Here is a 25,949-nt window from a genome sequence, read left to right as displayed (position 1 = left end):
CCCATCCCATAAATCACTGGCGTTGCGAGCCGTCACGCGACTAAATCGCGTGACGTCGGACGGGCTTCGCCCGCCGGCCGGCTCGACGGCGTGACGGCCAAGCTTTGCTTGGCCTGCTCGCCGCCAGCGCGCGGACGTGGCGAAATTGGTAGACGCACGGGACTTAAAATCCCTCGCCCTTTGGGTATGCGGGTTCAAGTCCCGCCGTCCGCACCACCATTGATTTAACACGGAAATCCGGCTGCGTTTTCGCAGTCGGCTTTCGTGCGTTCCAACGACTTTCCAATAGTCCATTCCAACAAGATCGGGGCGTCAACGCGCCTCGGCAGCATTGAAGTCTTCGGTCGCAAGCTCAATTGCGCGTTCGAGGATGGCCCGATGGTGCTCCCGAAAAGCGCGGCGAATATATGGGAAAGTCTTCTCCGCATTCGTCGTTGCGCTGGCGACGGGCTTCATATCGTCGGGCAGAACGCTCTGCAAAGGCACCCTCGGGCCGCCGCCACTTCGGCTGAGCGCATGCTCGCTGAACCATGCCAACGCCAAAGCGCCATCGCCGCGTCGCTGCAAGAGCGCCTGATCCTTTCGGATCCGCTCGAGCTCCTCCCGGACTGGTATCGGGTCGATCACTCCCCCACCTCCTTCGCAATCTGAGCGCGGATGGGCGCATCCTCGTACAAGCTGCCAGCCTGCCCCGGCTCGTTGCTGTTCGTGCAAATCAGGTTATGATCGGCTGCGTGGGGGCATCGCTTGTTACCGCACGTCTCGCACAGGAACATACGCGACATGCGCGGATCGAATGGACCACGCCCAAGCGGTTCAGCATAAACGCGCGCCTTTGTGCAGGCGTAGCAGCCGCAAGGCTCGACGCGGCGATAGAATGTCTGGCGCTCCCATCCGAGCGTCGCAAGCAAGTCGTCAGCGGGCGGACGCGAGCCACGCAAGAAGCTTTGCAGCGTTTCGTCCAACAGACCGCGCTCCTCCGACCAGCGGGCACGTCGCCCCTTCGGAATGCGCGCATCGATCTGGCGGCGAATGTCGTCCAGCGGCACCCACGCTTCCCCACTCACTTCTGGCCTCCGTCGAGATGGGAGAGGGCGGCAAGTGCGCGGCGCAGGTGGCCGTGCGTGAACTTATAGCGGACGATCGTATCGTCAGATGCGGGTTCGTACTGCAACTGCCGACATGCTGCCTGATAATCTCGCTCAGCCTTCGCGAACGGTTCCAACGCATCCCGCACGCTCACCTCTGCGGGTGCCGCATGCTGCTGGCGGAAGGTGGCACAACACAACTGATGGGCGTTCGGGTCATCGCCGTAGAACCGCGCAGCGCAGTCGCACGCACCCCTCTCCCCCTCGGCTTCGGGCTGTGGGGCGGCGGAGGCATTCCAGAGCGCGTCCGCGTCCTTGAGCGTCTTAGCGGTGCCGAAAGACAGATTACACTCAATGCAATACCGCTCATATCGGGGGCCGTACTTCGCGATTTGGTTCTCGGTTGACATTTGATCTGACGCGGGCACGCTGCCGCACTCGGGACAGTTCACCAGCACCCAATCTGCCGGGGTCGGGGGGTTGCTCATCGCGGTATCCTCCGTTCGCGCTGTGCTTGTTCTTTCTTGCGGTCGAAACCGAGCCCGAGGGCCAGCATGACGCCGGTTCGCGTAAGCCACTGCCAGCCGTCCGCACGGTCGATCATGCCCTTGTCGAACAGATCGTCGCGTCCCGACTTGCTTGGCAGATTGCCGTCTTCGGTCGGGCCGAGCGCGAATAGACACCAAAGCACCTCGGTTGCCGCTCCTGACAGCGGGTCGAACTGGCGCTTCCACGCCGGGGTCGGGGGGTTGGGGTTAGTCATGCTGGTCCTTTCGAACGGCTTCGTGAAGCTCGGTAAAGGGGTCTGGGCCTCCGCGCATATGATCGCGAATTGCTTCATCGAGCGCATCGTAATCGGGCAGCGGCGTCCAGAAGAGGCGGGCCAAGGTCTCGTCGTCGGCTTCCTTCCAAGGCCACCCGCCAGTGTCGCCGACTGCCTTCGGTTCGACCTCGTACAGATCGCGACCGATTTGCACGGTGAGGTCGAAGCTGACGGCGAGCCCGAGATCGAGCGGCGTGCCGACCCACGGCGCTTGCTCGATAGGCCAGAGCCACCACAGCACATCGCCGCAGTCCTCGTGCCAGTCTTCGAGCGGACGGGGCAGCGTGCTCATTCCCCCGCCTCCGTGGTCTGGGGCCGGATGAGGGCGAGTTGCGGGTAGTGCGCGAACAGCGCCGCGATCGAGCTTTCGGCGTCATGGTGCGTGATGAACACACCGCCCATTTCTATCCAGCGGTGTCGGTGCTGGGCCCAGTCATCAATCAGCACGTCGCCCGGTTTGGCGTAGTCGCGCTTGTCGGCGCTGCGGCACGTGATGATCGGGACGCCGGGGAAATGCTCAGCGGCCCACGCGACCTTCTGCCCCTGCGCCCAATCGCCGCGCGGGCATCCGGTGAGGATCGTGGGGTGCAGATGCTTCACCGCTTCGAACAGCGCCATTGCATCCGGCATCAGCGGGAGATTGCGGTAGAAGTCTCCCTTAGCCTCTAGCTCGCTCCAAAACCGCGATGATCCAACCTGTGCTTCATAGGCACGCGGCGGCATGCCGAAATAGGCTTCGGCGTAGGTGTCAAAATCCGCCAGTACGCCGTCGCAGTCGAGGAAGACGTGCGGCTCCCTCCCCACCTCGGGCGCTTCGGGGAGGGTGGTGCGGGTGTTCCAGGCGGCGGAGGCTTCGGCCTCTAGCTCCGGTAAATTGCTCTCCGCATGCTCAGTCTGATCGAACAGAACGCTGGGGCCGATCGCGTCGCAATTAGCGCACGAAACCTGAATGTCGGTGCAGTCCGCGCCGAGCGGGAAAGAGACGGAAAACAGTCTGCCAGCGCCACCACAGAACGGACACGGCAACAGCCCCGCCTCCCACTCCTGCCCCAGCCGCTGAAGATCCCGCATAGGGGGTTGGGCTTCCGGGAGCGCGAGGGCGGTGCGGGCGCGGCGGAGGTCGCCGAGAACAATGCCGGGATTTACGGAGAATTCATCATCTATTGGACCGCGAAAAACTGGAGCATATCGAACCTCGATAGCGTCCGCTGCCTTCGCAAACGGCTCCAGCGCCGACATCAGCGCCGACATCAGCGCGCGTTCAGTCTTGGTCATGGGCGGGTTCCTTGGTTGGGGTGCGCAGCCGAGCCGCTTCCACGTCATAATATTCGACGGCTGGCCACTGAGGTGCGGGCGGATCGAGCGGCCCGATGTAAAACATGCCGATCTCGAACCGCCAAAGGCTTGTCCCTGTGCAAACGCTGCATGTCAGCACGTCGAGAAAGGGGTCGCGATCCCACCGTTGGAAGCCCCAGCTATCGCCGCCTGATTGCGCGCACTGGCGGCACCACGGGCATGTTTGGATACCGCCAAAGCGCGACAGAAGTCGTTCTTCGCGCCGGTGCTTTAGCCAGCGAGACAGGCGATCTTGGATAAGGACCATTACCACCCCCTCACTCCTCCCCAAGCAGCGCCGCACGGGCGCGGAGGGCGGCTGCGGTTAGGGCGAGCGCGGGGGTGGCTGCGAAGGCGAAAGTCTCTGCTATCGGCCCCCGGCGTGTCGGATTCATCGAGACATGCCAGCTGTCGTTGAGCCCGCGCACAGTGATGTGCCAATCCTTCGGCACCAGCGACATGGCGGCGTCGAGGGAGGAGGTGTAGCGAGGCGCTGAAGTAGGCGATCCTACAGGGGGCATAAGCCATTCGTCGCCCTGAACGTGCATCACGTTCCAGCCTGCCGACAGGGCGACGGCCCGATCCAACTCGCGATCCGCCCCGCTCGCCCTCTCGACACGATCTGCGAGGGATAGGAGGTCGTGGCGGTTCATGCTGCGGCCTTCCCAATCCGACCGAGCTCAATGTAGTCGGCCTGCGGATTGGCTTTCAAATGCTCGCGGATAGCGGCATCACGGGCGCGGGCTTGCCGTTGCCAGCGAACCACATCGGGGTCAGGCTTATACGAATGGTGGCCCGTTCCGCCGCAAATGTGGCACCGCTCGCGCCGATAGCCGTCCCCGATGAACATGCTGTTCAACAGCATTTGCCATCCAGTCCCGAGGCAGGATCTGCAGATTGGAGTGCTCACCGCCCACCTCCGACCGCGCCGGGAGGGGTGGAGAAATCCGGTTCGATCATTTTCTGCCTTCCACGCCGGCGCGCCGGACTTCACCGATGCGGCGCGCCTTTTTCTCAGTGACCTTGTTGTAGACCGTCGTCTGGCCGAGGGTTTTGTGACCGGAGATCGGCCTGATATCCTCGATGCCGACATCGCCGAGCTCGGTGGCACCGCCATGCCGGAAGCCGGTGAAGGTCATCTCCTTCGGCAGTCCCGCCTTTTCGCGGATGGCTTCGAAGACGTGACGCATCGCGTCCTTCGTGTACCGGTCGCCCGAGGCCTCGCTGACGACGATCTGCCCCTTCCCGCCGGGCGCATGGCGGGCGAGTTCTTCCTCAAGGGCGGGATAGAGCAGCCGGCCGCGCTCGCGGATCTCGGCATCCTCGCTGTCGGGCTCCGGATCGCCGCGCAGCGGGATGACCTGGCGCGTGCCAGTCTTTCCCTGCCTCATCGCGAACGTGATGCCGGGCGCGTAATCCTCCCAGAAGAACCCACGCAGCTCGTCGCCATCCTCGAGGATGTATCCGAACACGTCCGTCGTGCGGCGCACCAGCTCAAACGCGATCGCCGCCGCAGTCGCCATCGACTGATAGCCCGACTTGCGCGCCTGTTCGCGGAAGCGGTCGTATTCCTCGCGCGACGTCGCCCGGTTCCCGGTCTCGGCCACCATCTTTAGGCCCATGCGCGCGAACGGGTTGTGCTTCAGCTTCTTCGCTCGGACGGCCTCGTAGAAGACGCGCCGACAGATTTGCATGCAGTGCGACGCCGCGCGCTTGCCGCGGTCCTTCGCAAGCTGGCGGTAGATCGCATCGGCATGGTCGGAGGTGATGTCGGCAGCCTGCCGATCGCCCAGCAGCGTCGACTTGAGCTTGAACGCCTCCAGCACCGGCATGTATTTCCGGTAGTCGGCCTTGCTGATCTCGCGGAGCTCCTTGTAGCGGTCGCGCTGCCGATACCAGTTGAACAGCGCCTTGATCGTGCCGCTGTCGGGTGCGACGGTGACCCCTCGCCGCCATTCGTCCAGGTGGACGTTGAGAAGCTCGGCTTTGCTGATCGCCTCGGCGAGATCGGTGCCGAGGGCCTCGGAATCGACCTTGAACAGCCGGCCCCAGCGTTCGTTGGGAGGCGCGGCCCAATTCGGGCGCTGCCAGTAATAGCGGGTCTTTCCATCGGCACCGCGCCGAGCGCGCAGATACCGCGGCAACGTGACTTTAGCCACGGCCGATGCCCTCGAACTCGTCGTCAATATCGGTCGCGGTCGTGCGGAACAGCTTGATGGTGACCTCGTCCAGCTGCTCGCGGAGATAAACCCGCTCGCCGTTTCGACCGATCGGTCGACCTGTCAGCGCGCCATTGTCCTCAAGCTGCGCGAACAGCTTGTCGGCGATGCCCGTATAGGTCAGCGCGGCGCGACGGTTGAACGTCAGCGGCGGCGCGGCGAACACGATGTCGGCGCGGGCAGCAGCACCCTTCATGCGATGGCCTTGGCCTGGCGCGCATTGGCGCGAGCTGCCTGCTTGCGCAGATAGTGGCAACGCCGACAGACGCGCGAAGTCCAAGATCCTCGATGATGAAATTTTGTGTTCTCCGCGGTATACGCATGCCCTTTTGAGCAGTGAGTTTTCTGCTGGTTGACATAGAGCTTCCGTGCGGACGCCTCAGAGGAATTCTCCTTTAATGTGCCCCAGCGGAGGTGAGCCGGGTTGCAGCAAGGCGGATTATCGCAGGAGTGCAGCGCGAACAGGTTTGGGCTTGGCCGGGGCTTCCCGGCCATATGCAGCGCGACGTGAGTGCAGCAGATGTTTTTTCCCATCCGCCCATAGCCCCGGTGCGTCCGTCGGCCCTGCCACTCCCAGCACTCATCCGGACCGCGCACGTCAGCGCCCCGCAGAAGCTGCTCCACATGGTCGCCATTAAACGCGACAATCTGGCTCACGACAGGATCCATGCCACGAGAGCGGTCCAGCCAATGATCGAGACCACATAGGCGACGATCAGCTGCGGCCACGTCAGCGGGCGCTCCGGGCGGGAGATTGGTGCCTCGACGCGCTCCCGCTGCCATTCGGTAAGATGGTCGTGTTTCATCAGAACCCCTTCCATGCCGGGCGCGCTTTCGGACGTTTGACCCAGCCGTCGGCCTCGACCGGCTTGATCTCCCCGCTGGGCGCCATGATGTTGAGCCGGCCATCGCGACGTCGCGACATGACCGGGCAGTCGAACTCGAAGACGGGCGCGGCCTGATTGGTCGGCCACCACATTTCCCGCGATGTCGCGGAGCGCTTGACGGTGATCGCCTCGACGGTTTCGGGGTCGATGCCGCGATGCTTCATTCCGTGCAGCTGAGCGCGGGTGAAACGCTGACCCTCGTCGCACCAGCCATACCAGGGCTGGCTAGCAGACGGGGTGATCTGGATTCGATCGGGCTGGCGCATTGGGGCGTTCATTCCGCGCGCTCCGTCCAGAGGTGGCGGTGCGGGCTCACCGCAGCGTAGCGCTCAGCGGCAGCGACGAGATCGATGCCCCATGCCGCCTCCCACGAGACCGCGCCGTGATCGTGATAAAGCCGATGCGCGAGGGTGCAGCCGGGCACAGCCCAAAAGTCCGCGACCTTCAGCGACACGCCCTTCCCGCCCGCATGGTCGACGTGCATCGCCTCCATGCGGCCTTCGCAGACGTGGCCCGCCTTGCCCTCGAGGATGCACGACCGGCCGCGCAACCACTTGAGGTGGCTGGGGTACGATCGCGTCAGAGCGGCGCGGCCGCTGTTGCGCTTGCGCGGGCGGAAGGCGGAGCGCTGCAGCATCAGTAATCCGCACCGATCTTGCGAACGGCCAGCATCGCATCCGCGCGGGCGTAGGCAGCCGTCGCGATGCGTTCGACATCCTGAGACCTGACGCCCATGTGGCCGGACAATCCGGCGAGCGCCTGGCCTGCAAAATAGTCGCGCAGGGACATTCCCGGATACACGGCATCGCCGGTGTCGAGCGGAAACGCGGGGCCGTTTTCCGGCGCGCTCACGCCGCTTCTCGCTTCGGCGCCGAGACCTTATGCAGATCCTGATACGCCGCGAACAGCGTACCGCCCTGCCCCATGCCGAGCAGTCCGTCGTCATGGGTGTGGATCGTCCACAGCTCGCCCGACAGGTAGGTCGGACAAGGTTCGGACCCGATCGTCACGCGTCCGCCAATCTGGCGGAACACGCGCTCTACTCGGTCGAAATCATCATCGAAAAGCAACGTAGGGCTCCTCGCCTACCGTTTTCGCTCCGCAGGGTGCGGGGATCAGGTGGCGCGGCAATTCATAGCGCTATGTTTTGTAGCGTGTCAACACGTTTTGTAGCGCTCAGTCGTCAGGATATATCTCGTCCGGGTAGAAGTCCGGTTCTTCGGGCGCCCTTCGCTCGGCCGTTGAGAGTCCCTCAAGCAGTGGAACTTCGCCGTCAAATGCGACGCGGATAACCGCGCCCCAGCTGGTCGAATGTTGAAACACGGCTGCAATCTCGCGGCCGTCGAGGATCATGCCGCCAATCCAGGGCGCGCGCTCGGCGGTGAGGTAGCCCATCTGGACGCCTGCCGCATCGAAGACCGCAACGGCATAAGGGTCGGCGGGGTTTTTCGGTTCGCTCCGAAGTTCGATCGGGTCGCCGGGCGAACACGCCTCGATAGCGAAACGGCGCGTTGGGCCGCGCTTGTTTTCGTACTGAGAGCCGACGACTGCTAGTGAGAGGGCGCGCATATAAGACGGCCGACCATATAGCCGTTCCCGCCTCCAGTGAAGAACTCGTCTTCAATCTTGCAGCCAGTCGCCGCCTTGACGGCGACACGCATATTGTCGCGCCGCGCGAGCGTGAGAGCCTTCAAGGCGCGCTTTGGGATCACCCTCACCTCTTCGCCTTCGGTCTCGACGCGGTAGCCTTCCCCGTCCAACTGCACGGTTTTGTTGATATCGGCGGTGCCGGCCGCGAGCAGCAGCGCAAGCGCGATCATTTCCGCATCCCCACGAAAATCACCCGTCCCACGATATTCACGAAGTCGATCGGCTCTTCGTCCGGAGGCACGCTCGCGTTGTCGGAGAATATCTGGAACCGATCGCCCTTTACACGCAGACGCTTGATCGCGCCGACATCTCCAACGGTGAAGGCCCAGAGCGCGTCTTGCTCCTCGACTTTCCGCTGCGACCGATCGAGCAAGATCAAGTCACCGTCGCCGATCGTCGGTTCCATCGAATCGCCGCGGCCGCGCGTCCAGGTCAGAAAGACGGGCGACGTGTTGGTGATCGAGTCCACCCAGACCTTAGGAAACCGAAGGAGCTCGATTTCAACCGGGCTGTCGGTGAAAGTGGCCCCTAGGCCATACGCTTGGTCTATGTGCTGAATTTGGACGGTATCGTCGTCGATTTCCTCGGCTTGGTGCAGGTGCGCCACTTCAGAAATCGGCGGCGTCGGCCCACCTTCAAGCAGCCATTCCGCTGACACGCCTAATTTCTTTGCGAACTGTCCGGCCAGCTTGGCGTAGCCGTTCTGCCCGTTCTCGTAAGCGCGGTAGGTCGTCGCGTTGACGCCGGCCACCTTCGCGAACGCCGCCTTGTCGGCATAGCCCGCTTGCGTGCGCGCCCATTCCAATCGGGCTTCGGGCGAATCGAGCGTTTGCGACATTATTTCGTCGTCGCACGACATGACGCTACAAATCATGTTGCATCGTAGTGCTACGTTTGGTAGCGCATACATCCCATGAACCATAGCGCGATCATCAAGGCCCTCGGCGGTGCTCATTCCCTCGGAGACGAGCTTCGGGCGCGCGGCATCGCCATCGCCGATGTCACCGTACGCTCGTGGACCCTGACGGGCCGGATGATCCCCGCGAAGTATTGGTCCCATATTGCGGCCATCGCGTCGGCCCAGGGCGTCGCAGTTTCGTTTGAAGCTCTTGCCGAGCAGGTGGCCGCGTGACCGCGACCTGTCAGCGCTGCGGCATCTCCGCCTGGCACCCTGAGGCCCGGTCCTGCACGCACGTTTCCTGCGAGATCCGCGACCAGTGCGCGAGCAACCGCGAGGCGGATCGCCTTGGGGGCGGAATGAAGCGTGTCCCTGTTCATATTGTTGCAGTAGCGAAGAAAGAGGTTCGAAATCATGCGTGACGAAGACCCGATCCTTCGCAATCTCGAAACCAAGCAGGCAGTGTTCTTCTCCGCATGCGAGCGGCGCGGCTTATCGCTCTCGACGCTGTCTGCGGCGCTCGGCGAGCCCCTCTCGACGCTCAGCGGCTACCGGCCGACGCCCGCCAAGCCCAAGCCGAACCTGATGTCGCTGGCGATGTTCATCAAGATCGCGGGCTGCGACCAGATCCCCGGCGAACTGGCGAACATTCTTATCGAGGACAGCCGGCACCAACTCGCGCCGATCGACGCGGTCGCCGCAGATTGGCTCGGCCTCGGGATGCGCGCCGCAGCGTTCGCGTCGCAGGTCTGCGAGTTCCAGGCGACTGGCGGGCACATTGATCACCGCGAGGATGCCATCCTGAAAGAGGGCATTCTTACGATCATTTCCGAAGGACACGGCGCAATCGCCGCCAAGGGTTGAGGTTTTAGAGACCGGCCGCGAGCCGGGGGAGTTGAGCAAATGAAGACGTCGAAGGACGCGGTTCTGCCGATGGGCAGTTCCGCGACGGAAAATTCGCGTGCTCCGCGCTGGGGAGCAATCGCATGAAACCGACAGCACCCCTGCCCGAAGATTTCGCAGCCCATGCGTCGAGCATGACCTTCGTCCAGCTGCGCGAACACTATGGCCGCGGCAGCGGTACGATCTCTCGCTGGATCCGCGAGTCCAAGGTGTCGCGCAGCCGCACCCGCTCGCGGCCGTCGGACTTCGCCGAGTTGGCTCAGACGATGACGAGCGCAGAATTGCGGCTGCACTATCGCACGTCGAAGGCGAGCATCTCCCAGTGGCGTCGGGAGTGCGCGATCGTCACGCCGCGCGAAAGACATATCTCCGCCGGCACGTTCAAGCCGACCCCTGTCCCGGAGAATTTTCGTCAAGTCGCCCCCACGCTCAGCGTGCATGCCGCGAAGATCTTCTTCGAGGTTGGCGATACCGTGCTGCGTCGATGGGAGGCTGAGGCGGGAGTAAGGCTTCGCCGTCAATTGCCGGGCCGACCGCGTCAGCCTGGCACGGTCATCAATGACACCATCCGCGACATGAGCCGCGCGGGACAGGCGGCCGATTTCTTGCGCCGCTTCGGCCCTGTCGCGCGCTGCGACGCCACTGGCCGCTATCTCGCCGACGGATTTTATTGGCGCCGCGGCTCGACGGTGCTTTCGGCTGATGAAGTCATTGAGCGTGCCGAGCGGAATGGCTGGCGCGCGGACGCCTGGCGACAAATCCCCGCCTCCGTCCATTATCAGGCGTCGATGTGATGGACGACGCATATCTCTCCTTCCTGGCAAGCAAGAGCATCGTCGATCCGAGCACCGGCCTTTCGGGCGATCAGGCGCTGCCGGAAGATATGTTCGCGTTCCAATCGGACATCACCCGCTTCGCGCTGCGCCGCGGACGGGCCGCGCTGTTCGCTGGCACCGGCCTCGGCAAGACGATCATGGAGCTCGGCTGGGGCGATGCCATCCGCCGCGAGACCCGTCGGCCGATCCTGCAGTTCGCCCCGCTCGCCGTGTCGAGCCAGATCGTGCGCGAGGCGAATAAGTTCGGCATCCCTGCCCGGCTGGTCACGTCCATGCTCGACGTCGACGACGATCTTATCTGCATCGCCAATTTTCAGAAGATGCAGCACTTCGACATTGCCGACTTCGGCGCGTCGACGCTCGACGAGAGCAGCATCCTCAAGTCAGTCGATGGGCACTATCGCAGCGAGCTGATCGCTGCCTGCCAGTCGGTTCCGTTCCGCCTCGCGGCGACCGCCACCCCTGCCCCGAACGACTTCATGGAGCTCGGCAATCACGCCGAATTCCTCGGCATCATGTCGTACACCGACATGCTCGCGACCTTCTTCGTTCACGATGGCGGCAGCACTCGGGACTGGCGACTGAAAGGCCATGCCGAGGACGAGTTCTGGCGCTGGATGGCGTCCTGGGCCGTCATGGTCCGCAAGCCGTCGGATCTCGGCTATTCCGACGAAGGGTACGATCTCCCCGAGCTCCGCTATCACAGCCATATCGTCGCCGACACCAGCGCGCCGCCTGAAGGCATGCTGTTCGCGCTGCCCGCAACGACACTTCAGGAACGCCTTACCGCCCGGCGAAACTCGGTCTCCGAGCGCGTCGCGCGCGCCATTTCGGTCACGCCCGAAGACGACCCCTTCGTGTGGTGGTGCAATCTCAACGAGGAAGCGGAGAAGGTCGCGGCCGGCATCCCCGGTGCGGTCGAGGTTCGCGGCAGCGACAAGGACACTGACAAGGAGCGCAAGCTGATCGATTTCAGCGAGGGTCGCATCCGCGTTCTCGTCACGAAGCCTTCGATCTGTGGCTTCGGCATGAACTGGCAGCACTGCCATCGCACCGGCTTCGTCGGGTTGAACGACAGCTTCGAGCAATTCTACCAGGCGATCCGCCGCTTCTGGCGCTTCGGCCAGACCAAGCCCGTGGACGTCCATATCGTCTCGTCGGAGCTGGAAGGCGCCACGCTCGCCAACATTCGTCGCAAGGAGGCGGACGCGGACCGGATGGCCGAAGCGATGGTGCGCCACATGGCCGATCTGTCCAGCGCCGCGGTGCGCGGGCTGGTCCGCGACACCCCCTCTTACGATCCGCGCGCCGCCCTGTGCGTGCCCAACTGGCTGGAGGCAGCATGATGTCCGTCAACGTCGTCGATCAAGTCGTCACGCCTGAATACGCCATCTACCAGGGCGACTCGTGCGAGCTTATCCGGGGCCTGCCCGACGCCAGCGTCGGCTTTGGCATTCACTCGCCGCCTTTTGAGGGCCTCTACAAGTTCTCGAACTTCGACCGCGACCTTTCGAACAGCGAGGGCGCGGACTTCTGGGCGCATTACGGCTTCCTCATCGCCGAGCTGCTCCGCGTCACCAAGCCCGGCCGCCTGCATTCGGTCCACGTCATGCAGCTGCCGATGTCGAAGATCCGGCACGGCCAAATCGGCATGCGCGATTTCCGCGGCGAGGTGATCCGCGCCTATCAAGCGGCCGGCTGGATCCTCCACAGCGAGGTCTGCATCTGGAAAGACCCCGTCGTCGCGCAGCAGCGCACGAAGAACATCCGCCTCCTGCACAAGCAGGTGGTGAAAGACAGCGCCCTCTCCGGTCAGGGCCTCGCCGATTACATCGTCACGTTTCGCAAGCCGGGCGATAATCCCGAACCGATCGCCGGATGCTTCAAGCAATATATCGGTGACGGCGAAGGGCCCGACTTCGCCAAATATACGACCGACGACGATCGCCGGAACTGGTACAGCATCGAGGTCTGGCAGCGCTACGCCTCGCCCGTCTGGATGGACATCAACCAGACCCGCACGCTGCAATATCGTGGCGGTCGCGACGAGAAAGACGAGCAGCACATCTCGCCGCTGCAGCTCGACGTCATCGAGCGCTGCATCGAGCTGTGGAGCAATCCCGGCGACACCGTACTGACGCCGTTCCTCGGTATCGGCAGCGAGGTATTCGCAGCGGTCCAGATGGGCCGGCGCGGCATCGGGATCGAGCTCAAGCCCTCCTATTTCCGGCAGGCCGCGAAGAACCTCGCCGACGGCACGGCTGCCATCGGCCTCTTCGACACCGCCGACGCTGAGTTGGCGGCATGATGTTCCAGTGGCTCCGCCCTCGCCCGGCACCAGTCGCGCGGCCGCGTTTCGACACCCTCGACGGCGTTTCGATCAGCGACCTCAAGCGGCCCAAGCGCGTCGCCGTCCTCAATGACCGCAAGCAGCGCGTTACGGCGGCCCTGCAGCGCGGCGTCGCGCGCGGCGCGATTTCCCAGATCGCCGAACGCGACGCCGTCGTGGCGCCCGTGCGCCGCCAATCCCTCAACAGTGGAGACCCGAAATGAGCGACATCATCGCAGCGGACCAGCTGCGCCTCCTGATCGAGCGCATTGAGCGCCTGGAAGAAGAAAAGAAGGGCATCAGCGACGACATCAAGGACGTTTATGGCGAGGCCAAGTCGACCGGCTTCGACGTCAAGACGATCCGTCAGATCGTGCGCCTGCGCCGTATGGAGAAGCATCACCGCGACGAAGCCGAAGCACTTCTCGAGGCCTACAAAAACGCGCTGGGTCTCGCATGACGGCCGGCATCAAACTGGTGTTCGACACCGGAGAGCTCGGCAAGGCGCTGCGCGAGGTGCGCGGCGTCGTGGAGCGGACGAACGCGATCCCCATCTACGGCAACGTCCTGATCGAAGCGGTTGCGGGCGAGCCCGTCCGCGTCGTCGCGACGAATACGGACATGACCGCTGAGCGCACCGTGTCGGCAGAGATCCTGTCGCCGGGTTCGTTCACCATCGCCGCCCATCGCCTCACCGATGTCGTCAGCGCGTTCCAGACCGGCAGCCATACCGAGATCGCGACCGAGGACGGGGCGGCGGTGGTGCGCTCCGGCCGCGCGCGCATCCGGTTCGGCACGCTGTCGCCCGGTGATTTCCCCCGCCCTGTGCAGCCCGAGGGCGCGACGACGTTCACGCTCACGGCCAAGGAGATGCTCCAGGCGATCGACGCCGTGCGTCACGCGATCTCAACCATCGAGACGCAATACTGGCTCTGCGGCATCGCGCTGCAGCTTCGCGGTGACCGGCTGTACTTCATAGCGCTCGACAATCGCCGCCTCGCCCGCCAGTCGCTGCCCGCCCCGTCCGGCGCCGACGGCCTGCCCGACACGATCCTGTCGGCAGCGACGATCGAGATGCTCCGACCCGTGCTCGACCGCCACAACGGCGACGTCACGATCCAGATCGACAAGAACAAGGCGCGGTTCTCGGCGGGCGGCTTCACGCTGCTCGCCAAGGTCATCGAGGGCACGTTCCCCGATTATTCGCGCGTGATCCCGTCGGCGCCGGAGCGTACCGTCCGCTTCGTCCGCACCGCTCTCGACGGCGCTCTGGGCCGCATGAACGTCGTCAGCGAAGGTATGGACCGCAAGGGCCGTCTGTCGCTGCGCCGCGATGCCGCGATCATCAACCTCGTCTCGCAACAGCATGGCGAGGGCGCGGAGGAGATCCCCTGCGAATACGATGCCGGCGACATCGATCTCGGCTTCAATCTCAAATACCTCCGCGATGCGATCAGCGCCCTGGACACCGACGACGTCGAGTTCGGGTTCAGCGCCTCCAATCCCATCGCCCCCGTCCTGATCAACAGCAACGCGGCACCCGGCCTTGAGCTGGTCGTGACGCCGATGCGCGCCTGAGGAGAATTGTCATGGCGATCAAGGGTTTCAAGGAACTGGCCGGCTCAGTCCCGGTCGATGTCATCATGGAGCGGCTCGATCTGATGAGCTTGCCCGACGGCTGCCCGTACTCGGCTCATCAATCGATCGAGTTCGAGTGCGTCGAAGTCGAGCAGGGCGTGATCGATGACAATGCCACGGAGGTCGAGCCCGAGACAATCGATCCTGACCTGAACGACCTGCGGGAGGGCCTGGAAGCGCTTCGCGGCGGTGACGTCGCCATGGCGAGGATCCTGCTCGAGCGGGCTTTCGATGCGCACGACGACGAGGTTCGCCAGGCGATCGCGGCGGCTCTGCAGCCCAAGGGTGTCCGGCGGGCAGCGTGAGCATTGCTGTACTCATGGAAGAGATGATTGCGGCCGGCGCCCCGATGGCGGCGGTGATCATCGCCGTGCGTGCGCTCGAGGCGAAGGATGCGGAGATCGCGCGGCGCGATGCTGCTGTGGCCGACAAGCGGGCCAAGGATGCCGCGCGAAAGCGCCGCGACCGTGGACTTTCCGAGGAACTTCCGGGGAATGTCCACGGACAGTCCGAGGAACATGACGGGACGCGTCCGGGACACACCCCTTCCCTTGATAAAGAAACGTCCCCCAGACCCCCTAAAGAAATTAATCCCAACCCCGAGCGGGATACGCGAGCGCGAGGCACCCGCCTTCCCGTCGGTTGGTCTCCGACCCTGCTGGCAGCGAGCACCGTCTCGGGCCGCATCGTCGCCGATCGCGGCGAGGCCTGGGAGCGCCGCGCCTTCGAAAGCTTCGAGAACCACTGGCGAGCGAAGACCGGCAAGGATGCGGTCAAGTGCGACTGGCAGGCGACGTGGGCAAATTGGGTGATCGAACAGGACAGGCGAGATGGACGAAATGGGCAGCGGCGAACTGACGGCATGGCAGGAAACAACGGGCGGTCGGCCTCCGGCCACGGCCGCACGGTCGACGCTGCCCTCGCTTTCATCACGGATGGCGAGCCTCACTGACCTGATCCCGGTCAGCCGGTCGGAGTTCGCGGCTGAGCTGGTGCCCTGCCTCGCCCTCGTCAGCGGTGTCGGCATGTCGGGCGAGGACCAGAAGACCTGGCTCAACGCCGCGTACAAGGCGTTGGACGGTATTCCGATCGCGCTGCTCAAGCGCGGTGCCGCGGCCGCGATGGCGAAAGCGGACCATCCCAGCAAGATCGTCCCCGCCATCATGGCCGAGGTACGCGAGCCGTGGGCATGGCGGCGCAATGCCAAGGCGCTTGGCCGGCATTACGCGCTGCCCGCACCGACTGAGACCGATGAGCAGCGCGCCGAGCGCATGGAGGTCGGCGTGCTGATGGACGCCCTCGTCAAGCGGCTTGAGGCAAAGGGCTGATGCCGTTCGGTGTTTCTGCTATGTTCTATGCGTAAGGAGTGATGATCGATGGTTCGGGGGGAAGATCGGGAGGGCTGGTGCATCCTGCGGACGTCCGCTGCCAAGACGCTGCCGCTTGTTCAGTCGCTCGCGGACGCAGGGTACGAGGTGTGGGCGCCAACAGAGACGCGCGTGCGCCTGGCTGGTCGGGACCGTAAGCAGGTCGAGCAGGATGTCGCCATGATGCCTTGCTACGCCTTCGCGCGGATCGCGCATCTCGCCGATCTGCTCGCCCTCTCCCGCTCTCCCGCGCTGACCTATCAGGTATGGGATGCAGATCTGCGCCGCATGGTGACGAAGGGGCATCCTTTTTTCTCGGTGTTCCATGAGAAAGGTGCTGTGCGCCCGCAATCTGATGCCAGCCTTGCACCGTTGCGAGCGCTTGAGGCTGCGTTGGCCGAGTTGGCCGAGCGCCGTCGCGACAAGGCGCGGATGAAGGCACTGCAGAAAGGTGAACCGCCCAAGTTTACGGCCGGCCAGATCGTGCGCGTCGATGGCGGTTTCAACGGGCTGAGCGTGGTGGTGGCCGAAACGAATCGGGGGAAGAACGTTAAACTCACGCATCCTGACTGGATGCGACCCGTTGAGATTTGCGCTTGGAAACTCGCGGACCTTCAGGTAGAAACGACAACGTCGTCTTCGACCGCTGCTCTAGCAGCATAGGCCCAGCGGGTGTCCAAGTGTCCTCGGACCATGCCCCAGCCGCTCCAATCGAGAAGCTTGCTTCCGGGTGGACTGCGTAAGCTTTGCCCTATGATCTGCAGCGTCGAAGGAGAGTTTCGTGACCTACGGCATTCCTGACCCATGCGCGCCTGTGCGCATAGGCGAGTTCATGATGGAAGATTCCCGCTTTCCGGCGGTTTACTTCCTCTACCGATACGGTGAGCTGGTCTACGTTGGGCAGAGTACGACACTGAAGTTTAGGATTGAAACGCACCTCACTGAGGGCGTTAAGATCTTCGACTCGGTCGCCTATATTAGATGCACGCTTGATCGTTTGGTCCTCATCGAGAGCCACTATATTCGCCTTCATGCACCGCGCTACAACGACTGCGCGATCGCGAAGAAAGCGAAAGAGCGACTTTCGTGGAAGACGAACAGTGGCCGCAGAGGCGCTGTCGGATCGAAGTTTGAGGCTGGGCCCGACGAAGACCTATCGAACCTGCAGTTCGTCGATGCCGCTGAGATGATGATCCCGCTCAGCGATCTCGGAGAGTTTCTCCATGTCGGCGAGAGCGATGCTGCCGAGTTTCGCAAGAAGGGAAACGTCGCAGATAACTCGGTGCTGGGGCTAATCAATTGGGTCTCTCGTAATTCGAAGCGTGTCAGCGAGGCGCAGCAGCGTTTCGAGAATCTCTGATTGACGGAGCATCGATGGGCCAGCCCGCTCGCATGAGCACTGCTGATATCCTCGAGCGTTGCGCTGGCGATCTGCACAGCGCGGCCTTCGACTTCCGTGAGCCTGCCCCGTCGATTGCCATCGTCGAGCGTCGCATCGCCGAGGTGGAGCGCATCGCCGATGCCGCGCGCGCCGCCGTGCGAGGGAGCGCGCCATGCCAAGCAAGCCGCCGCCTCTGACCAACCGTCCACAGCGCAAGGCATGGAAGCGCAGTCAGTTAGAACCCGACACCCGACTGCGCGGACGCGCCGGCATGGAGCAGCGTCGCCGCAGACTGATGGCTGAGCCGCTCTGTCGCGCTTGTGCAAAGCTTTCCATTGTCCGTGCTGCCGTCGTGCCCGACCACATTATTCCGCTATCCGAAGGCGGCCGCGACGACGACGGCAACATCCAGTGCCTCTGCCAGGAGCATCACGACGCCAAGTCGAAGGCCGAGCGCGCCGCTGCACGGCAGCGGCGGCGACCCTGATGGGAGGGGCGGGTCAAAAGTCAGGGGGCAGCAGGCCGGACACCGACGCCCCAGTCTTTTTTTCGCGCGTCCGTTTTAAACTTTTCGGCCCATATAAATTGCGGAGGCCCCGATGAAGCCTGGCCGGAAGGCTGAGACGCCCTCCGTCAAGGCGGCGCGCGGCACCCTTCGCCCGATCCGCGACGGGCTGAAAACTGAGATCGTTGTTCCAGGCAACCCGCCTGCAATGCCGGACTATCTGACGGCCGAAGCGATCGACGTCTGGCATGAGGTGCTCGGCCGCGTGATGTCGGCCGGTGTGACCGAGGTCGATAGCGCGCTGCTCGCGCGCTACTGCTCGCTCGAGGCGCTCGTGCGAAAGGCGTTCAACGCAGGCGGCGAGCCGCCACCGGCCGCCTACCTCACAGTGCTGCGCCAGCACGAAGAATTGCTGCGGATAGCTGGCCCGAAAAGCCGCGTCGGTAGCGCAGGAGCGGCTGATGGCGGCACGAAGCCGGGAAACCCGTTCGCGCGCAACGGACACAGGGCACGCTAGAGACTACGCCGCGATCGCCCTTGCCTATGCGAAGCGCGCCGCGTCGGACAAAAAACAGGTTTCGCATTGCAAATGGGTAAGGCTTGCGGCCCAGCGGCATATCGATGACCTGAAGCGCTCGCGATCTGCCGCATGGGGATGGAAGTTCGACCCCTGGCACGCGAACGATATCTGCGATTTCATGGAGAAGCTGCCGCACGTTGAAGGCGTGTGGGACAAGCCGACCATCGTCCTGGAGCCGGCGCAGATCTTCGTGCTCGCCGTTGTGTTCGGATGGCGCGTGAAGAAGACCGGCCTGCGGCGGTTCACGGTCGTCTACGAGGAGGTCGCGCGTAAGAACGCCAAGTCTACAAAGACGGCCGGCATATCGCTCTATTGCCTTGCCTGCGAAAACGAGACCGGACCGCAGGTTCTGACCGCCGCCACAACGTTCGACCAGGCGAAGAAAGTTTTCCATCCGGCCAAGCGCATGGTCGAAAAAATGCCCGCGCTGCAGGAGGCGTTCGGGATCATCCCGTGGGCGAAGTCGATCACCTGCGCCGACAATGGCGGCTATATGCAGCCGCTGCACGCGAAGTCGAAGACGCAGGACGGCCACAATCCGCACCTCGCTACGATGGACGAGCTGCACGCCCACGCTGATCGCGGCCTGTACGATGTGATGCGCTCGGCGTTCGGCGCGCGGAAGCAGCCGCTTCTTTGGCAGATCACGACGGCCGGATCGAACACGCACGGCGTCTGCTACGAGCAGCGGACGATGGCGACGAAGGTGCTGGAGCGTTCCGTAATTGCGGAACACCTGTTCGGCATCATCTTCACGCTCGACGGGCCGAAGGACTTTGAGCCCGAGCGCAAAGTCGGCGACGACCCTTACGATGAGCGAAATTGGATCAAGGCTAACCCGCTCCTCGGGGCGGCCGTTCAGCTGGACGAGCTCCGGCAGTATGCAATCGAGGCGAAGAACAGCCCGTCGGCAGAGGGCGAGTTTAAAACCAAGCGCCTCAACCTTTGGATTGGCGCAGCGACAGCATGGCTGAACGTCAGCCAATGGATCGCATGTGCAGATCCATCCTTGCGGCTTTCCGATTTTAGAGGGCTCGATTGTTACATCGGCGCCGACCTTGCCGACAAAGATGACATCACGGCGGTGACACTGGCGGCGGTCGATGGCACGGGCCGGCTGCTCGTCAAAACATGGTTCTTTCTGCCGGAGGCAGCGCTGGCGCGCGACGATCCGGCATCGAAGCAGATCGTCGAGCTCTACCGCCAATGGAAGAACGGCCGGCACCTATGGACGACCAAGGGCGATTTCGTCGACCACAACCGCGTCGAGCGCCTCATTCGTCGTCTGATCACTGCACTCGTCGTTAAGCGCGTCACCTTCGACCAGTTCGCCGCAGCGCAGGCGATGGCGTCCCGCCTCAACGAAGATTTCGCCAACGGCGACGAGCCCTTCGCCTCGATTCTCGCGAAGAACGCCAACAATGTCGCCGACCCGGCCAAGGATCTTGAGGCCCGAGTCAAGGCCGGGGCGCACCAGCTTCGACACGACGGCAACCCTGTCATGACCTGGATGGCCGGCAACGCCGTTGTCGATCGCCGCGTCAACGGCTCGATCATGCCGAAGAAGGAGACGCCGATGTCGGCCAACAAGATCGACGGCATCGACGCAACCGTGAACGCGATCGCGCCAATGCAATTGCCGCCTGCCGATGACGGCTCGCTCGACGACTTCATCGCTCGCATGAAGAACGCCGCCTGATGGATGGGCTATCCTGGCTCCGTTCCGGATTGAGTTGGTTCGCAACCGGCCAGTCCGGGAAGCTGAGCGGCGCGCCGGAAGACGAGCCAACCCGCAAGGCGATTGCATACGGGGGCCGTGCCGATAGCGCCGGCCAGGTCGTCAATCAGCGCACCGCTCTCGGCCTTCCTGCCGCGTGGGCGTGCGTCCGTTTGAAATCCGATGTCGTCGGCTCGATGGGCATGGGTGTGCATGAAAAGGCGGCAGACGGTGGCCGCAACGACCGCACCGACCACTGGCTCTACGATCTCGTCCACGAGGAGCCGAACCGCGATCAGACTCCGGCCGAATTCTGGTCGAGCATGGTCGCGTGCATGGATCTATGGGGCAACGGGTATGCCGAGAAGGAGATGCTCGGAAACCGCGTCACCGCGTTGACGCCGCTGGCACCCGACCAGATGAGCGTGGTGCGCAACCGCGACAACGAGCGTGTCTATCGGTTCTATGATCGTGGGCAGGTGGAGACGCTGCCAGCTGACAAGGTGTTTCACCTTCGCGGCCTCACGCTCGGCGGCGACATGGGTCTTTCGGCAATCGAGTTCGGACGCCGGACGCTGGGCACCGCGATCGCCGCGAACCGCACGGCAGCGGACACGTTTCATGGTGGTCTGCAGTTGTCCGGGTTTATGGAGACCGGCAGCACGTCATTGAAGCCGGAGCAGCGCGCGGATCTCATCCAGATCTTCGATGGCTTTCGCGGCGATGCCATGCGCGGCAGGATCGTTCCACTCGAAAAGGACTTCAAGTTCGCGCCGCTGACGATGAACCCGGCAGAGGCCCAGCTGCTAGAGTCGCGCGCGTGGGATGTAGAGGAGGTTTGCCGCTGGTTTGGCATGCTGCCGATCCTGATAGGCCATTCCGCCAAGGGCCAGACGATGTGGGGCAGCGGCATCGAGCAGCTGCTCCTCGGCTGGCAGACGCTGCTGCTCAATCCGCTGCTGAAGAATATCGAACAGGCGGTGAAAAAGCAGCTTCTGCCGCTCGCCGACCGCAAGAAAATCTACCCGGAGATTAACCGCGAAGCATTGATGGCGGCGGACAGCGCGGCGCGCGCGGCGCTATATTCAGCATTCGGTCAGAACGGCGTGATGACCCGCGGCGAGATGCGCAATCGCGAAAATCTGCCGTCGCTTGAGGGTGACGATTTCCTCACGGTGCAGTCGAACCTCGTCCGGCTTCAGGATCTCGGTAAAGATGTCGCGGCGACGCCGGAGAAGCAATTGCGCAGTGCGTTTGCCGGCATGTTCGAATCTGCCGGCATGCCGATGATCATCGAGGAACAGGTCAACGCCGCGGTCGCGCGTGCGCTATCGGAGAAAAGCCATGCTCACCCTGAGCAATGACCGTGCCGGCTTCGGCCGAAAGCATAGTGGCGCGTTAAAAGTCCGCGACTTTGATTTCGAGATCAAGACCGTCGCGGATGACGGAACGTTCAACGGCTACGGCTCTGTATGGGACGTCGTCGACAGCTACCAGGAAATCGTCGCGCGCGGCGCATTCACGGATAGTCTGGAGCAGATCAACGCCAAGGGTCGCCCCGTCCCGATCCTATGGCAGCACCAAAGCAGCCAGCCCATCGGCGCATGGAGCAACCTCAAGGAGGATGACCACGGTCTCTGGGGCGACGGAGCCATCCTGCTCGAGGCCGGCGACATGGAAAAGCGCGCCTATGCACACATGAAGGCCCGTACCGTGACCGGGCTCTCAATCGGCTACTGGGTCCGTGAGAGCACCTTCGACGAGAAGACCGGCATCCGGACGTTGACCAAGCTCGACCTGGTCGAAATCAGCCTCGTGACCTTTCCCGCCAATGATGACGCGCGGGTCGAGGCGGTGAAGTTCAAGCTCGCGCACGGCGAAATGCCGACCGAGCGCGAAATGGAGAAATTTCTGCGGGAGGCAGGCTTCTCCAAAAGCCGGGCCGCGGGCGTCGTCGCCCACGGCCTGACAGAAATGCGCCGGAGGGAGTCCGAGCGCGATGCGACCAACAACCCGGCCCTGAAGGCCATCTCGGACACCCTGGCCGGCTTCACCCTGTAGCCCGCCAAACGGAGACAATTTCATGAATATGCTGACCTCCGCTGCGGCCATTGCCGCGGCTTCGACCCCGCTCGAGTTCGGCCGCAAAGACGGCGGCGCCGAGCCCGATATCAAGGCGCTGCAGACGCAACTCGAAGGCGCCCTCAACACGGTGAAGGCTGCGGCCGAAGAGTTTCGCGCCAAGGCCGCAAGTGGCGAGCAGATCTCGAATTCGGCGAAGGAAAAGGCCGATGAGGCCCTGACCAAGCTGACCGAAATCCGCGGCGAAATCACCGAGCTCTCGCAGAAGCTGGCGCAAGGGCGTCGCGGAGAGGGCGACCCCGCCCTCAAGTCGATGGGCGAACAGGTCGGCGCGTCCGAGGCAGTGAAGTCGTTTGCCGAGAACGGCGCGCGCGGCACGATCCGCATTCCTATCGAACAGAAAGCGATCACCAGCGCATCGGTATCGGCGGGTGCCCTCAGTCGGCCCGAGCGGCTGGCGGAGATCGTCTCGCTGCCGATGCGCCGCATGCGGGTGCGTGATCTCCTGATGCCCGGTCGCACGAACAGCGCGTCGATCGAGTATCCGAAGCAGACGTCGCGCGTGAACAATGCCGCGCCGGTCGCAGAGCAGGCCGAGAAGCCCGCCAGCTCTTACACCTGGACGGTGGCAACGGCGAACGTGCGCACGATCGCGCATTGGGTGCCGGTGTCGCGCCAGGCTATGGACGACACGCCGCAGCTGGAAAGCCTGATCGACGGTGAGCTGCGGTATGGTCTCGATATCGTCGAGGAGGCCCAGCTGCTCCTCGGCGACGGCACCGGCCAAAACCTGTACGGACTGATCCCCCAGGCGGTCGCGTTTGCCGCACCTGCCGGCATCACCGCCCCGGGCGCAACCGGCAACGGCTCGGTCGATATGCTGCGTCTCGCGATGCTGCAGGCGGAACTCGCCGAGTATCCGGCAACGGGTCACGTCCTCAACCCGATCGACTGGGCCATCATCGAGCTCAGCAAGGATACGCAGGGCGGTTATCTGTTCGCAAATCCGCAGCAGCTCGCAGGCCCGACGATGTGGGGCCTGCCCGTCGTGCCGACCCAGGCGATCGCGCAGGACAAGTTCCTGACCGGCGCATTCAATATGGCGGCGCAGATCTTCGACCGGATGGACACCGAGGTGCTCATTTCGTCCGAAGATCGGGACAACTTCATCACCAACATGCTGACCGTGCGCGCCGAGCGCCGGCTGGCGCTGGCGGTGAAGCGCGGCGCGGCCCTCGTGTATGGCGACTTCGGTCGGGTCTGATGAACGTGGCGGGCGGCCTCGCCGCTCGCCAGTGACGCGCGGCGAGGCCGCAGAAGGAGAATCGACATGGCAGAATTTACCCCTGGCGGCACGCTCACGCTGCCTGCTCCCTATGCCGTCGCCGATGGCAACGGCGCGCTCATCGGCGTCCTGTTCGTCGTGGCAATGGCCGACATCGCCAACGGCGCAATGGGCGTGTTTCGCCGCAACGGCGTGTTTACGCTGGCGAAGGCGACCGGTCAGGCGTGGACCGTCGGCCAAGCCCTTTACTGGGACAATACCGCGAAAAACGTGACGTCGACCGCAGGCGGCAACACCTTGATGGGTGTCGCAGTCCTCGCGGCCCTCTCCGCTGACACGACCGGCAAGGTTCTCGTCCGCTGATCTGGGCGGCTCGGAAGGGCCGTCCACCTCTCAAGAAATGGAGGTTTCCATGAAGGAAGCAGTCGTTACCCGCGATCATATCGGCGAGGATCAGGTTCAGGTTTCGAAAGGCGACGAGCTGACACTCGCCGACGAGCGCTTCGACGAGCTGCGCAAGCGCGGCCTGGTGAAGGAGAAGGGCGACAAGACCGACGTCCAGCCTCCGCAGATCGAAACCAAGCTCGCCCCGAGCCCCGCCAACAAGAAGGCGGCGGACGCGAAGAACAAGGCCGCGTAAGCCTCCGTGCGCACCTTCGTCGTCATTCCTCCCGCGCCCGTCGTGGCGTGGGAGGAAGCTGACCAGCACCTTCACCTTGACGGCGATACCGATCAGCAGGCCGAAGTCGAGGCAATGATCGCCGCTGCGACCGGCACGCTCGACGGCCCGACAGGGTGGCTGGGCCGCGCGCTCGGTGCGCAAACGCTCGAGGCTCGGCTCGATAACTTCGGCTGCGGATCGATCCGCCTCCCCTACCCGCCCATGATTGAAATCGTCAGCGTCAAATATGTCGATAGCGCCGGCGTCGAGCAGACTGTCGCCGACGGAAATTACGAGCTGCTCGGCGAGTCCTTGGTTTCCAGTTACGGTGTTTCGTGGGCGACGCCCCGGAATCAACGCGAAGCTGTGCGGATCCGGTATCGTGCCGGATATGAAGCCACTTTGCCCGCACAGATCCGCGCGGCCATCCTACTGATGGTGGGCGATTTGTACGCCAATCGCGCGACCGCTGGCCCGACGCAGTTCGGCGCGGTGCCGATGTCGACGACGGTCGAAAATCTGCTCGCGCCTTTACGGGTTTGGGCATGATCAGCATCGACGCCGGATCGCTTGACCGCCGTGTACGCCTTCTTCGCTTTGGCCTCGCCGAAAATGAGTACGGCGACGAGACGGAGGGATTTGCGCCGCTGGCGGATGTTTGGGGTTCTGTGCGCCCCGCCCCGGGCGCAGAGCGCCTCGCAAACGCGGAGAACGCCGCCAACGCCGTTACCGTCGTCACCGTGCGCTGGTCTACTCGGGTCGCCGACCTCAATCCGAAAGACCGTGTCGAATATCCGATAGGTTCCGGCCGGCAGTTCGACATCAAGTCAGTGACCGAGAAAGGGCGGCGTGTCGCACTTGAAATCGCCGCGGTCGGGCGGGCGGACCAGTGAGCTATAGCGTCAAGGTCGAAGGCCTAGCGGAACTTGATGCTGCCCTCGCGGAATTGCCAAAATCGGCGCAGACGGCTGTTCTTCGTCGGGTAGGCCTAACCGCGCTCGCACCATTCGTTGAAGCTGTACGCTCGCTTGCTCCGGTCGACGCTGACCCGGCCAACACACCAAAACGGCCGCCCGGGACGCTGCGCGATAGCTATCACGCCGGCACGAAATTGAACAAGTCGCAGGCGAAGGCAGCTCGGAAGGCCGGGAAGTCCAGCGTCGAGGTTTATGCGGGCACGAACGATGCGGCGGGCGTGCAGACTGAGTTCGGCAATACGCACCAGGGCGCGCAACCCCACGCGCGACCCGCATGGGATTCCACCGGCGGCACTGTTCTCGCAATCGTAAAACAGGAACTTGGTGGCGAGATCGACAAGGCGGCGCAGCGTCTCGCGCGCCGCGCCGCTCGCCTGGCAGCGAAAGGTTAGCGATGTCGATGTCCGCCGACCTTCGTGACCGCCTGAAGGCTGCGGACGTCGCCGCCGGCCGCGTGTATCGGGACGAGCGACCGCAGGGAAGCCTTCTCTCAGCCGTTCGGCTTCAGGTGGCCAGCGATCCGCGGCCCAGCACCTACGAGGGTCGGCAAGTCCTTCGCGGCACGCTGGTGCAGGCGGACTGTATGGCCGCGAGCCGCGGTGAGGCGGACGAGTTGGCGGAGTCTCTTATCGCGGCGGCCGAACCTGAGGGCGTCGTCGGGACAACCCGTTTCGCCCGGTCCTTCGTCGAGGCCAGTCGTACCTATAGCGACCGCGAGGACAACGGCGCCGTCACTTACGTCACTTCGCTGGACCTACGGGTTTGGCACCAACCGGCAGCATAAAGGA

Annotated in this window: 44 protein-coding genes and 1 tRNA gene; 27 read left to right on the top strand and 18 right to left on the bottom strand. The window is 63.8% G+C overall.

Annotated features, from left to right (window positions below; genetic code table 11):
* Window positions 1-130: 130 nt before the first annotated feature.
* A tRNA-Leu gene (locus Q5H94_RS02180) sits at window positions 131-216 on the top strand.
* 96 nt (window positions 217-312) lie between these two features.
* Here the strand turns inward: Q5H94_RS02180 and Q5H94_RS02175 are convergent.
* The 18 genes from Q5H94_RS02175 to Q5H94_RS02090 form a co-directional block, all read right to left on the bottom strand.
* The gene (locus Q5H94_RS02175) at window positions 313-627 is read right to left on the bottom strand and encodes a hypothetical protein (RefSeq protein ID WP_304559526.1); all 315 of its coding nucleotides are present in this window, start codon (window positions 625-627) and stop codon (window positions 313-315) included.
* Entirely contained in the window at window positions 624-1,049 is a 426-nt protein-coding gene (locus tag Q5H94_RS02170) for a hypothetical protein (protein WP_304559525.1), read from the bottom strand. The genes Q5H94_RS02175 and Q5H94_RS02170 overlap by 4 nt, the downstream gene beginning before the upstream one ends.
* Before the next feature lie 14 nt (window positions 1,050-1,063).
* A complete protein-coding gene (locus tag Q5H94_RS02165) occupies window positions 1,064-1,576 on the bottom strand; it encodes a hypothetical protein (RefSeq protein ID WP_304559524.1) in 513 nt (170 codons plus the stop codon).
* Window positions 1,573-1,851 (bottom strand): hypothetical protein, encoded by a 279-nt coding sequence (locus Q5H94_RS02160; protein WP_304559522.1) that lies wholly within the window; start codon window positions 1,849-1,851, stop codon window positions 1,573-1,575. Before Q5H94_RS02160 ends, Q5H94_RS02165 begins: the two co-directional genes overlap by 4 nt.
* Window positions 1,844-2,203 (bottom strand): hypothetical protein, encoded by a 360-nt coding sequence (locus Q5H94_RS02155; protein ID WP_304559521.1) that lies wholly within the window; start codon window positions 2,201-2,203, stop codon window positions 1,844-1,846. Before Q5H94_RS02155 ends, Q5H94_RS02160 begins: the two co-directional genes overlap by 8 nt.
* Window positions 2,200-3,186: a Lar family restriction alleviation protein gene (locus tag Q5H94_RS02150; RefSeq protein ID WP_304559519.1), complete on the bottom strand. Its 987-nt coding sequence runs from the start codon at window positions 3,184-3,186 to the stop codon at window positions 2,200-2,202. Before Q5H94_RS02150 ends, Q5H94_RS02155 begins: the two co-directional genes overlap by 4 nt.
* Window positions 3,173-3,514 carry a hypothetical protein gene (locus tag Q5H94_RS02145; RefSeq protein WP_304559517.1) on the bottom strand — a complete coding sequence of 114 codons (342 nt, stop codon included), beginning with the start codon at window positions 3,512-3,514 and terminating at the stop codon, window positions 3,173-3,175. Before Q5H94_RS02145 ends, Q5H94_RS02150 begins: the two co-directional genes overlap by 14 nt.
* Before the next feature lie 381 nt (window positions 3,515-3,895).
* Window positions 3,896-4,105, bottom strand: a complete 210-nt coding sequence (locus Q5H94_RS02140) for a hypothetical protein (protein ID WP_304559516.1) — start codon at window positions 4,103-4,105, stop codon at window positions 3,896-3,898.
* A gap of 97 nt (window positions 4,106-4,202) precedes the next feature.
* Complete coding sequence (locus Q5H94_RS02135) at window positions 4,203-5,405, bottom strand: tyrosine-type recombinase/integrase (RefSeq protein ID WP_304559515.1); 1,203 nt, start codon at window positions 5,403-5,405, stop codon at window positions 4,203-4,205.
* The gene (locus Q5H94_RS02130) at window positions 5,398-5,745 is read right to left on the bottom strand and encodes a hypothetical protein (protein ID WP_304559514.1); all 348 of its coding nucleotides are present in this window, start codon (window positions 5,743-5,745) and stop codon (window positions 5,398-5,400) included. Before Q5H94_RS02130 ends, Q5H94_RS02135 begins: the two co-directional genes overlap by 8 nt.
* 373 nt (window positions 5,746-6,118) lie before the next feature.
* Window positions 6,119-6,271: a hypothetical protein gene (locus tag Q5H94_RS02125; RefSeq protein ID WP_304559513.1), complete on the bottom strand. Its 153-nt coding sequence runs from the start codon at window positions 6,269-6,271 to the stop codon at window positions 6,119-6,121.
* Entirely contained in the window at window positions 6,271-6,618 is a 348-nt protein-coding gene (locus tag Q5H94_RS02120) for a hypothetical protein (RefSeq protein WP_304559512.1), read from the bottom strand. The genes Q5H94_RS02125 and Q5H94_RS02120 overlap by 1 nt, the downstream gene beginning before the upstream one ends.
* Before the next feature lie 8 nt (window positions 6,619-6,626).
* Complete coding sequence (locus Q5H94_RS02115; protein WP_304559511.1) at window positions 6,627-6,989, bottom strand: hypothetical protein; 363 nt, start codon at window positions 6,987-6,989, stop codon at window positions 6,627-6,629.
* Window positions 6,989-7,204 (bottom strand): hypothetical protein, encoded by a 216-nt coding sequence (locus tag Q5H94_RS02110; protein WP_304559510.1) that lies wholly within the window; start codon window positions 7,202-7,204, stop codon window positions 6,989-6,991. The genes Q5H94_RS02115 and Q5H94_RS02110 overlap by 1 nt, the downstream gene beginning before the upstream one ends.
* On the bottom strand, window positions 7,201-7,422 hold the full coding sequence (locus Q5H94_RS02105) for a hypothetical protein (protein WP_304559509.1): 222 nt from the start codon (window positions 7,420-7,422) through the stop codon (window positions 7,201-7,203). Before Q5H94_RS02105 ends, Q5H94_RS02110 begins: the two co-directional genes overlap by 4 nt.
* 106 nt (window positions 7,423-7,528) lie before the next feature.
* On the bottom strand, window positions 7,529-7,921 hold the full coding sequence (locus tag Q5H94_RS02100) for an HIRAN domain-containing protein (protein WP_304559508.1): 393 nt from the start codon (window positions 7,919-7,921) through the stop codon (window positions 7,529-7,531).
* On the bottom strand, window positions 7,903-8,172 hold the full coding sequence (locus tag Q5H94_RS02095) for a hypothetical protein (RefSeq protein ID WP_304559507.1): 270 nt from the start codon (window positions 8,170-8,172) through the stop codon (window positions 7,903-7,905). The genes Q5H94_RS02100 and Q5H94_RS02095 overlap by 19 nt, the downstream gene beginning before the upstream one ends.
* Window positions 8,169-8,840: an XRE family transcriptional regulator gene (locus tag Q5H94_RS02090; RefSeq protein ID WP_304559506.1), complete on the bottom strand. Its 672-nt coding sequence runs from the start codon at window positions 8,838-8,840 to the stop codon at window positions 8,169-8,171. The genes Q5H94_RS02095 and Q5H94_RS02090 overlap by 4 nt, the downstream gene beginning before the upstream one ends.
* Before the next feature lie 75 nt (window positions 8,841-8,915).
* Here Q5H94_RS02090 and Q5H94_RS02085 point away from each other — a divergent pair, with 75 nt between their 5' ends.
* The 26 genes from Q5H94_RS02085 to Q5H94_RS01960 all read left to right on the top strand — a co-directional run bounded on the left by Q5H94_RS02085 (window position 8,916) and on the right by Q5H94_RS01960 (window position 25,945).
* Complete coding sequence (locus Q5H94_RS02085; RefSeq protein WP_304559505.1) at window positions 8,916-9,134, top strand: hypothetical protein; 219 nt, start codon at window positions 8,916-8,918, stop codon at window positions 9,132-9,134.
* A gap of 180 nt (window positions 9,135-9,314) precedes the next feature.
* Window positions 9,315-9,764 (top strand): hypothetical protein, encoded by a 450-nt coding sequence (locus Q5H94_RS02080; protein ID WP_304559504.1) that lies wholly within the window; start codon window positions 9,315-9,317, stop codon window positions 9,762-9,764.
* Window positions 9,765-9,886: 122 nt separating this feature from the next.
* Window positions 9,887-10,597, top strand: a complete 711-nt coding sequence (locus tag Q5H94_RS02075) for a hypothetical protein (protein ID WP_304559503.1) — start codon at window positions 9,887-9,889, stop codon at window positions 10,595-10,597.
* Window positions 10,597-11,985, top strand: coding sequence for a DEAD/DEAH box helicase (locus tag Q5H94_RS02070; protein ID WP_304559502.1), 1,389 nt, complete (start codon window positions 10,597-10,599; stop codon window positions 11,983-11,985). The genes Q5H94_RS02075 and Q5H94_RS02070 overlap by 1 nt, the downstream gene beginning before the upstream one ends.
* Complete coding sequence (locus tag Q5H94_RS02065; RefSeq protein ID WP_304559501.1) at window positions 11,985-12,947, top strand: DNA-methyltransferase; 963 nt, start codon at window positions 11,985-11,987, stop codon at window positions 12,945-12,947. The genes Q5H94_RS02070 and Q5H94_RS02065 overlap by 1 nt, the downstream gene beginning before the upstream one ends.
* Complete coding sequence (locus Q5H94_RS02060; RefSeq protein ID WP_304559500.1) at window positions 12,947-13,192, top strand: hypothetical protein; 246 nt, start codon at window positions 12,947-12,949, stop codon at window positions 13,190-13,192. Before Q5H94_RS02065 ends, Q5H94_RS02060 begins: the two co-directional genes overlap by 1 nt.
* Window positions 13,189-13,428 carry a DUF2312 domain-containing protein gene (locus tag Q5H94_RS02055; protein WP_304559499.1) on the top strand — a complete coding sequence of 80 codons (240 nt, stop codon included), beginning with the start codon at window positions 13,189-13,191 and terminating at the stop codon, window positions 13,426-13,428. The genes Q5H94_RS02060 and Q5H94_RS02055 overlap by 4 nt, the downstream gene beginning before the upstream one ends.
* A complete protein-coding gene (gene dnaN, locus Q5H94_RS02050) occupies window positions 13,425-14,546 on the top strand; it encodes a DNA polymerase III subunit beta (RefSeq protein WP_304559498.1) in 1,122 nt (373 codons plus the stop codon). The genes Q5H94_RS02055 and dnaN overlap by 4 nt, the downstream gene beginning before the upstream one ends.
* Before the next feature lie 11 nt (window positions 14,547-14,557).
* Entirely contained in the window at window positions 14,558-14,911 is a 354-nt protein-coding gene (locus Q5H94_RS02045) for a hypothetical protein (RefSeq protein WP_304559497.1), read from the top strand.
* Window positions 14,908-15,558 (top strand): hypothetical protein, encoded by a 651-nt coding sequence (locus Q5H94_RS02040; RefSeq protein ID WP_304559496.1) that lies wholly within the window; start codon window positions 14,908-14,910, stop codon window positions 15,556-15,558. Before Q5H94_RS02045 ends, Q5H94_RS02040 begins: the two co-directional genes overlap by 4 nt.
* The gene (locus Q5H94_RS02035) at window positions 15,542-15,934 is read left to right on the top strand and encodes a hypothetical protein (RefSeq protein ID WP_304559495.1); all 393 of its coding nucleotides are present in this window, start codon (window positions 15,542-15,544) and stop codon (window positions 15,932-15,934) included. The genes Q5H94_RS02040 and Q5H94_RS02035 overlap by 17 nt, the downstream gene beginning before the upstream one ends.
* A gap of 48 nt (window positions 15,935-15,982) precedes the next feature.
* Complete coding sequence (locus tag Q5H94_RS02030; RefSeq protein ID WP_304559494.1) at window positions 15,983-16,636, top strand: hypothetical protein; 654 nt, start codon at window positions 15,983-15,985, stop codon at window positions 16,634-16,636.
* A gap of 118 nt (window positions 16,637-16,754) precedes the next feature.
* On the top strand, window positions 16,755-17,333 hold the full coding sequence (locus Q5H94_RS02025) for a hypothetical protein (protein ID WP_304559493.1): 579 nt from the start codon (window positions 16,755-16,757) through the stop codon (window positions 17,331-17,333).
* A 14-nt stretch (window positions 17,334-17,347) separates the two neighbouring features.
* Window positions 17,348-17,551: a hypothetical protein gene (locus Q5H94_RS02020; protein WP_304559492.1), complete on the top strand. Its 204-nt coding sequence runs from the start codon at window positions 17,348-17,350 to the stop codon at window positions 17,549-17,551.
* Window positions 17,527-17,841, top strand: coding sequence for an HNH endonuclease (locus tag Q5H94_RS02015; RefSeq protein ID WP_304559491.1), 315 nt, complete (start codon window positions 17,527-17,529; stop codon window positions 17,839-17,841). The genes Q5H94_RS02020 and Q5H94_RS02015 overlap by 25 nt, the downstream gene beginning before the upstream one ends.
* Before the next feature lie 112 nt (window positions 17,842-17,953).
* Window positions 17,954-18,376 carry a hypothetical protein gene (locus Q5H94_RS02010; RefSeq protein WP_304559490.1) on the top strand — a complete coding sequence of 141 codons (423 nt, stop codon included), beginning with the start codon at window positions 17,954-17,956 and terminating at the stop codon, window positions 18,374-18,376.
* Entirely contained in the window at window positions 18,321-20,138 is a 1,818-nt protein-coding gene (locus Q5H94_RS02005) for a terminase large subunit (RefSeq protein WP_304559489.1), read from the top strand. Before Q5H94_RS02010 ends, Q5H94_RS02005 begins: the two co-directional genes overlap by 56 nt.
* Window positions 20,138-21,520, top strand: coding sequence for a phage portal protein (locus tag Q5H94_RS02000; RefSeq protein ID WP_304559488.1), 1,383 nt, complete (start codon window positions 20,138-20,140; stop codon window positions 21,518-21,520). Before Q5H94_RS02005 ends, Q5H94_RS02000 begins: the two co-directional genes overlap by 1 nt.
* Window positions 21,501-22,217, top strand: coding sequence for an HK97 family phage prohead protease (locus tag Q5H94_RS01995; RefSeq protein WP_304559487.1), 717 nt, complete (start codon window positions 21,501-21,503; stop codon window positions 22,215-22,217). The genes Q5H94_RS02000 and Q5H94_RS01995 overlap by 20 nt, the downstream gene beginning before the upstream one ends.
* A gap of 22 nt (window positions 22,218-22,239) precedes the next feature.
* The gene (locus Q5H94_RS01990; protein ID WP_304559486.1) at window positions 22,240-23,502 is read left to right on the top strand and encodes a phage major capsid protein; all 1,263 of its coding nucleotides are present in this window, start codon (window positions 22,240-22,242) and stop codon (window positions 23,500-23,502) included.
* A gap of 66 nt (window positions 23,503-23,568) precedes the next feature.
* A complete protein-coding gene (locus Q5H94_RS01985; protein ID WP_304559484.1) occupies window positions 23,569-23,886 on the top strand; it encodes a DUF2190 family protein in 318 nt (105 codons plus the stop codon).
* Between the two features lie 49 nt (window positions 23,887-23,935).
* Window positions 23,936-24,163 (top strand): hypothetical protein, encoded by a 228-nt coding sequence (locus Q5H94_RS01980; RefSeq protein ID WP_304559483.1) that lies wholly within the window; start codon window positions 23,936-23,938, stop codon window positions 24,161-24,163.
* A gap of 6 nt (window positions 24,164-24,169) precedes the next feature.
* Window positions 24,170-24,733, top strand: coding sequence for a head-tail connector protein (locus Q5H94_RS01975; RefSeq protein WP_304559482.1), 564 nt, complete (start codon window positions 24,170-24,172; stop codon window positions 24,731-24,733).
* Window positions 24,730-25,077, top strand: a complete 348-nt coding sequence (locus Q5H94_RS01970; RefSeq protein WP_304559481.1) for a phage head closure protein — start codon at window positions 24,730-24,732, stop codon at window positions 25,075-25,077. Before Q5H94_RS01975 ends, Q5H94_RS01970 begins: the two co-directional genes overlap by 4 nt.
* Window positions 25,074-25,553: an HK97-gp10 family putative phage morphogenesis protein gene (locus Q5H94_RS01965; RefSeq protein ID WP_304559480.1), complete on the top strand. Its 480-nt coding sequence runs from the start codon at window positions 25,074-25,076 to the stop codon at window positions 25,551-25,553. Before Q5H94_RS01970 ends, Q5H94_RS01965 begins: the two co-directional genes overlap by 4 nt.
* A gap of 8 nt (window positions 25,554-25,561) precedes the next feature.
* Window positions 25,562-25,945: a hypothetical protein gene (locus Q5H94_RS01960; protein WP_304559479.1), complete on the top strand. Its 384-nt coding sequence runs from the start codon at window positions 25,562-25,564 to the stop codon at window positions 25,943-25,945.
* Window positions 25,946-25,949: the final 4 nt, after the last annotated feature.

This window comes from Sphingomonas immobilis (assembly GCF_030580995.1).
Taxonomy (GTDB): Bacteria; Pseudomonadota; Alphaproteobacteria; order Sphingomonadales; family Sphingomonadaceae; genus Sphingomonas; species Sphingomonas immobilis.
This window is presented reverse-complemented; position numbering and strand designations above follow the sequence as displayed.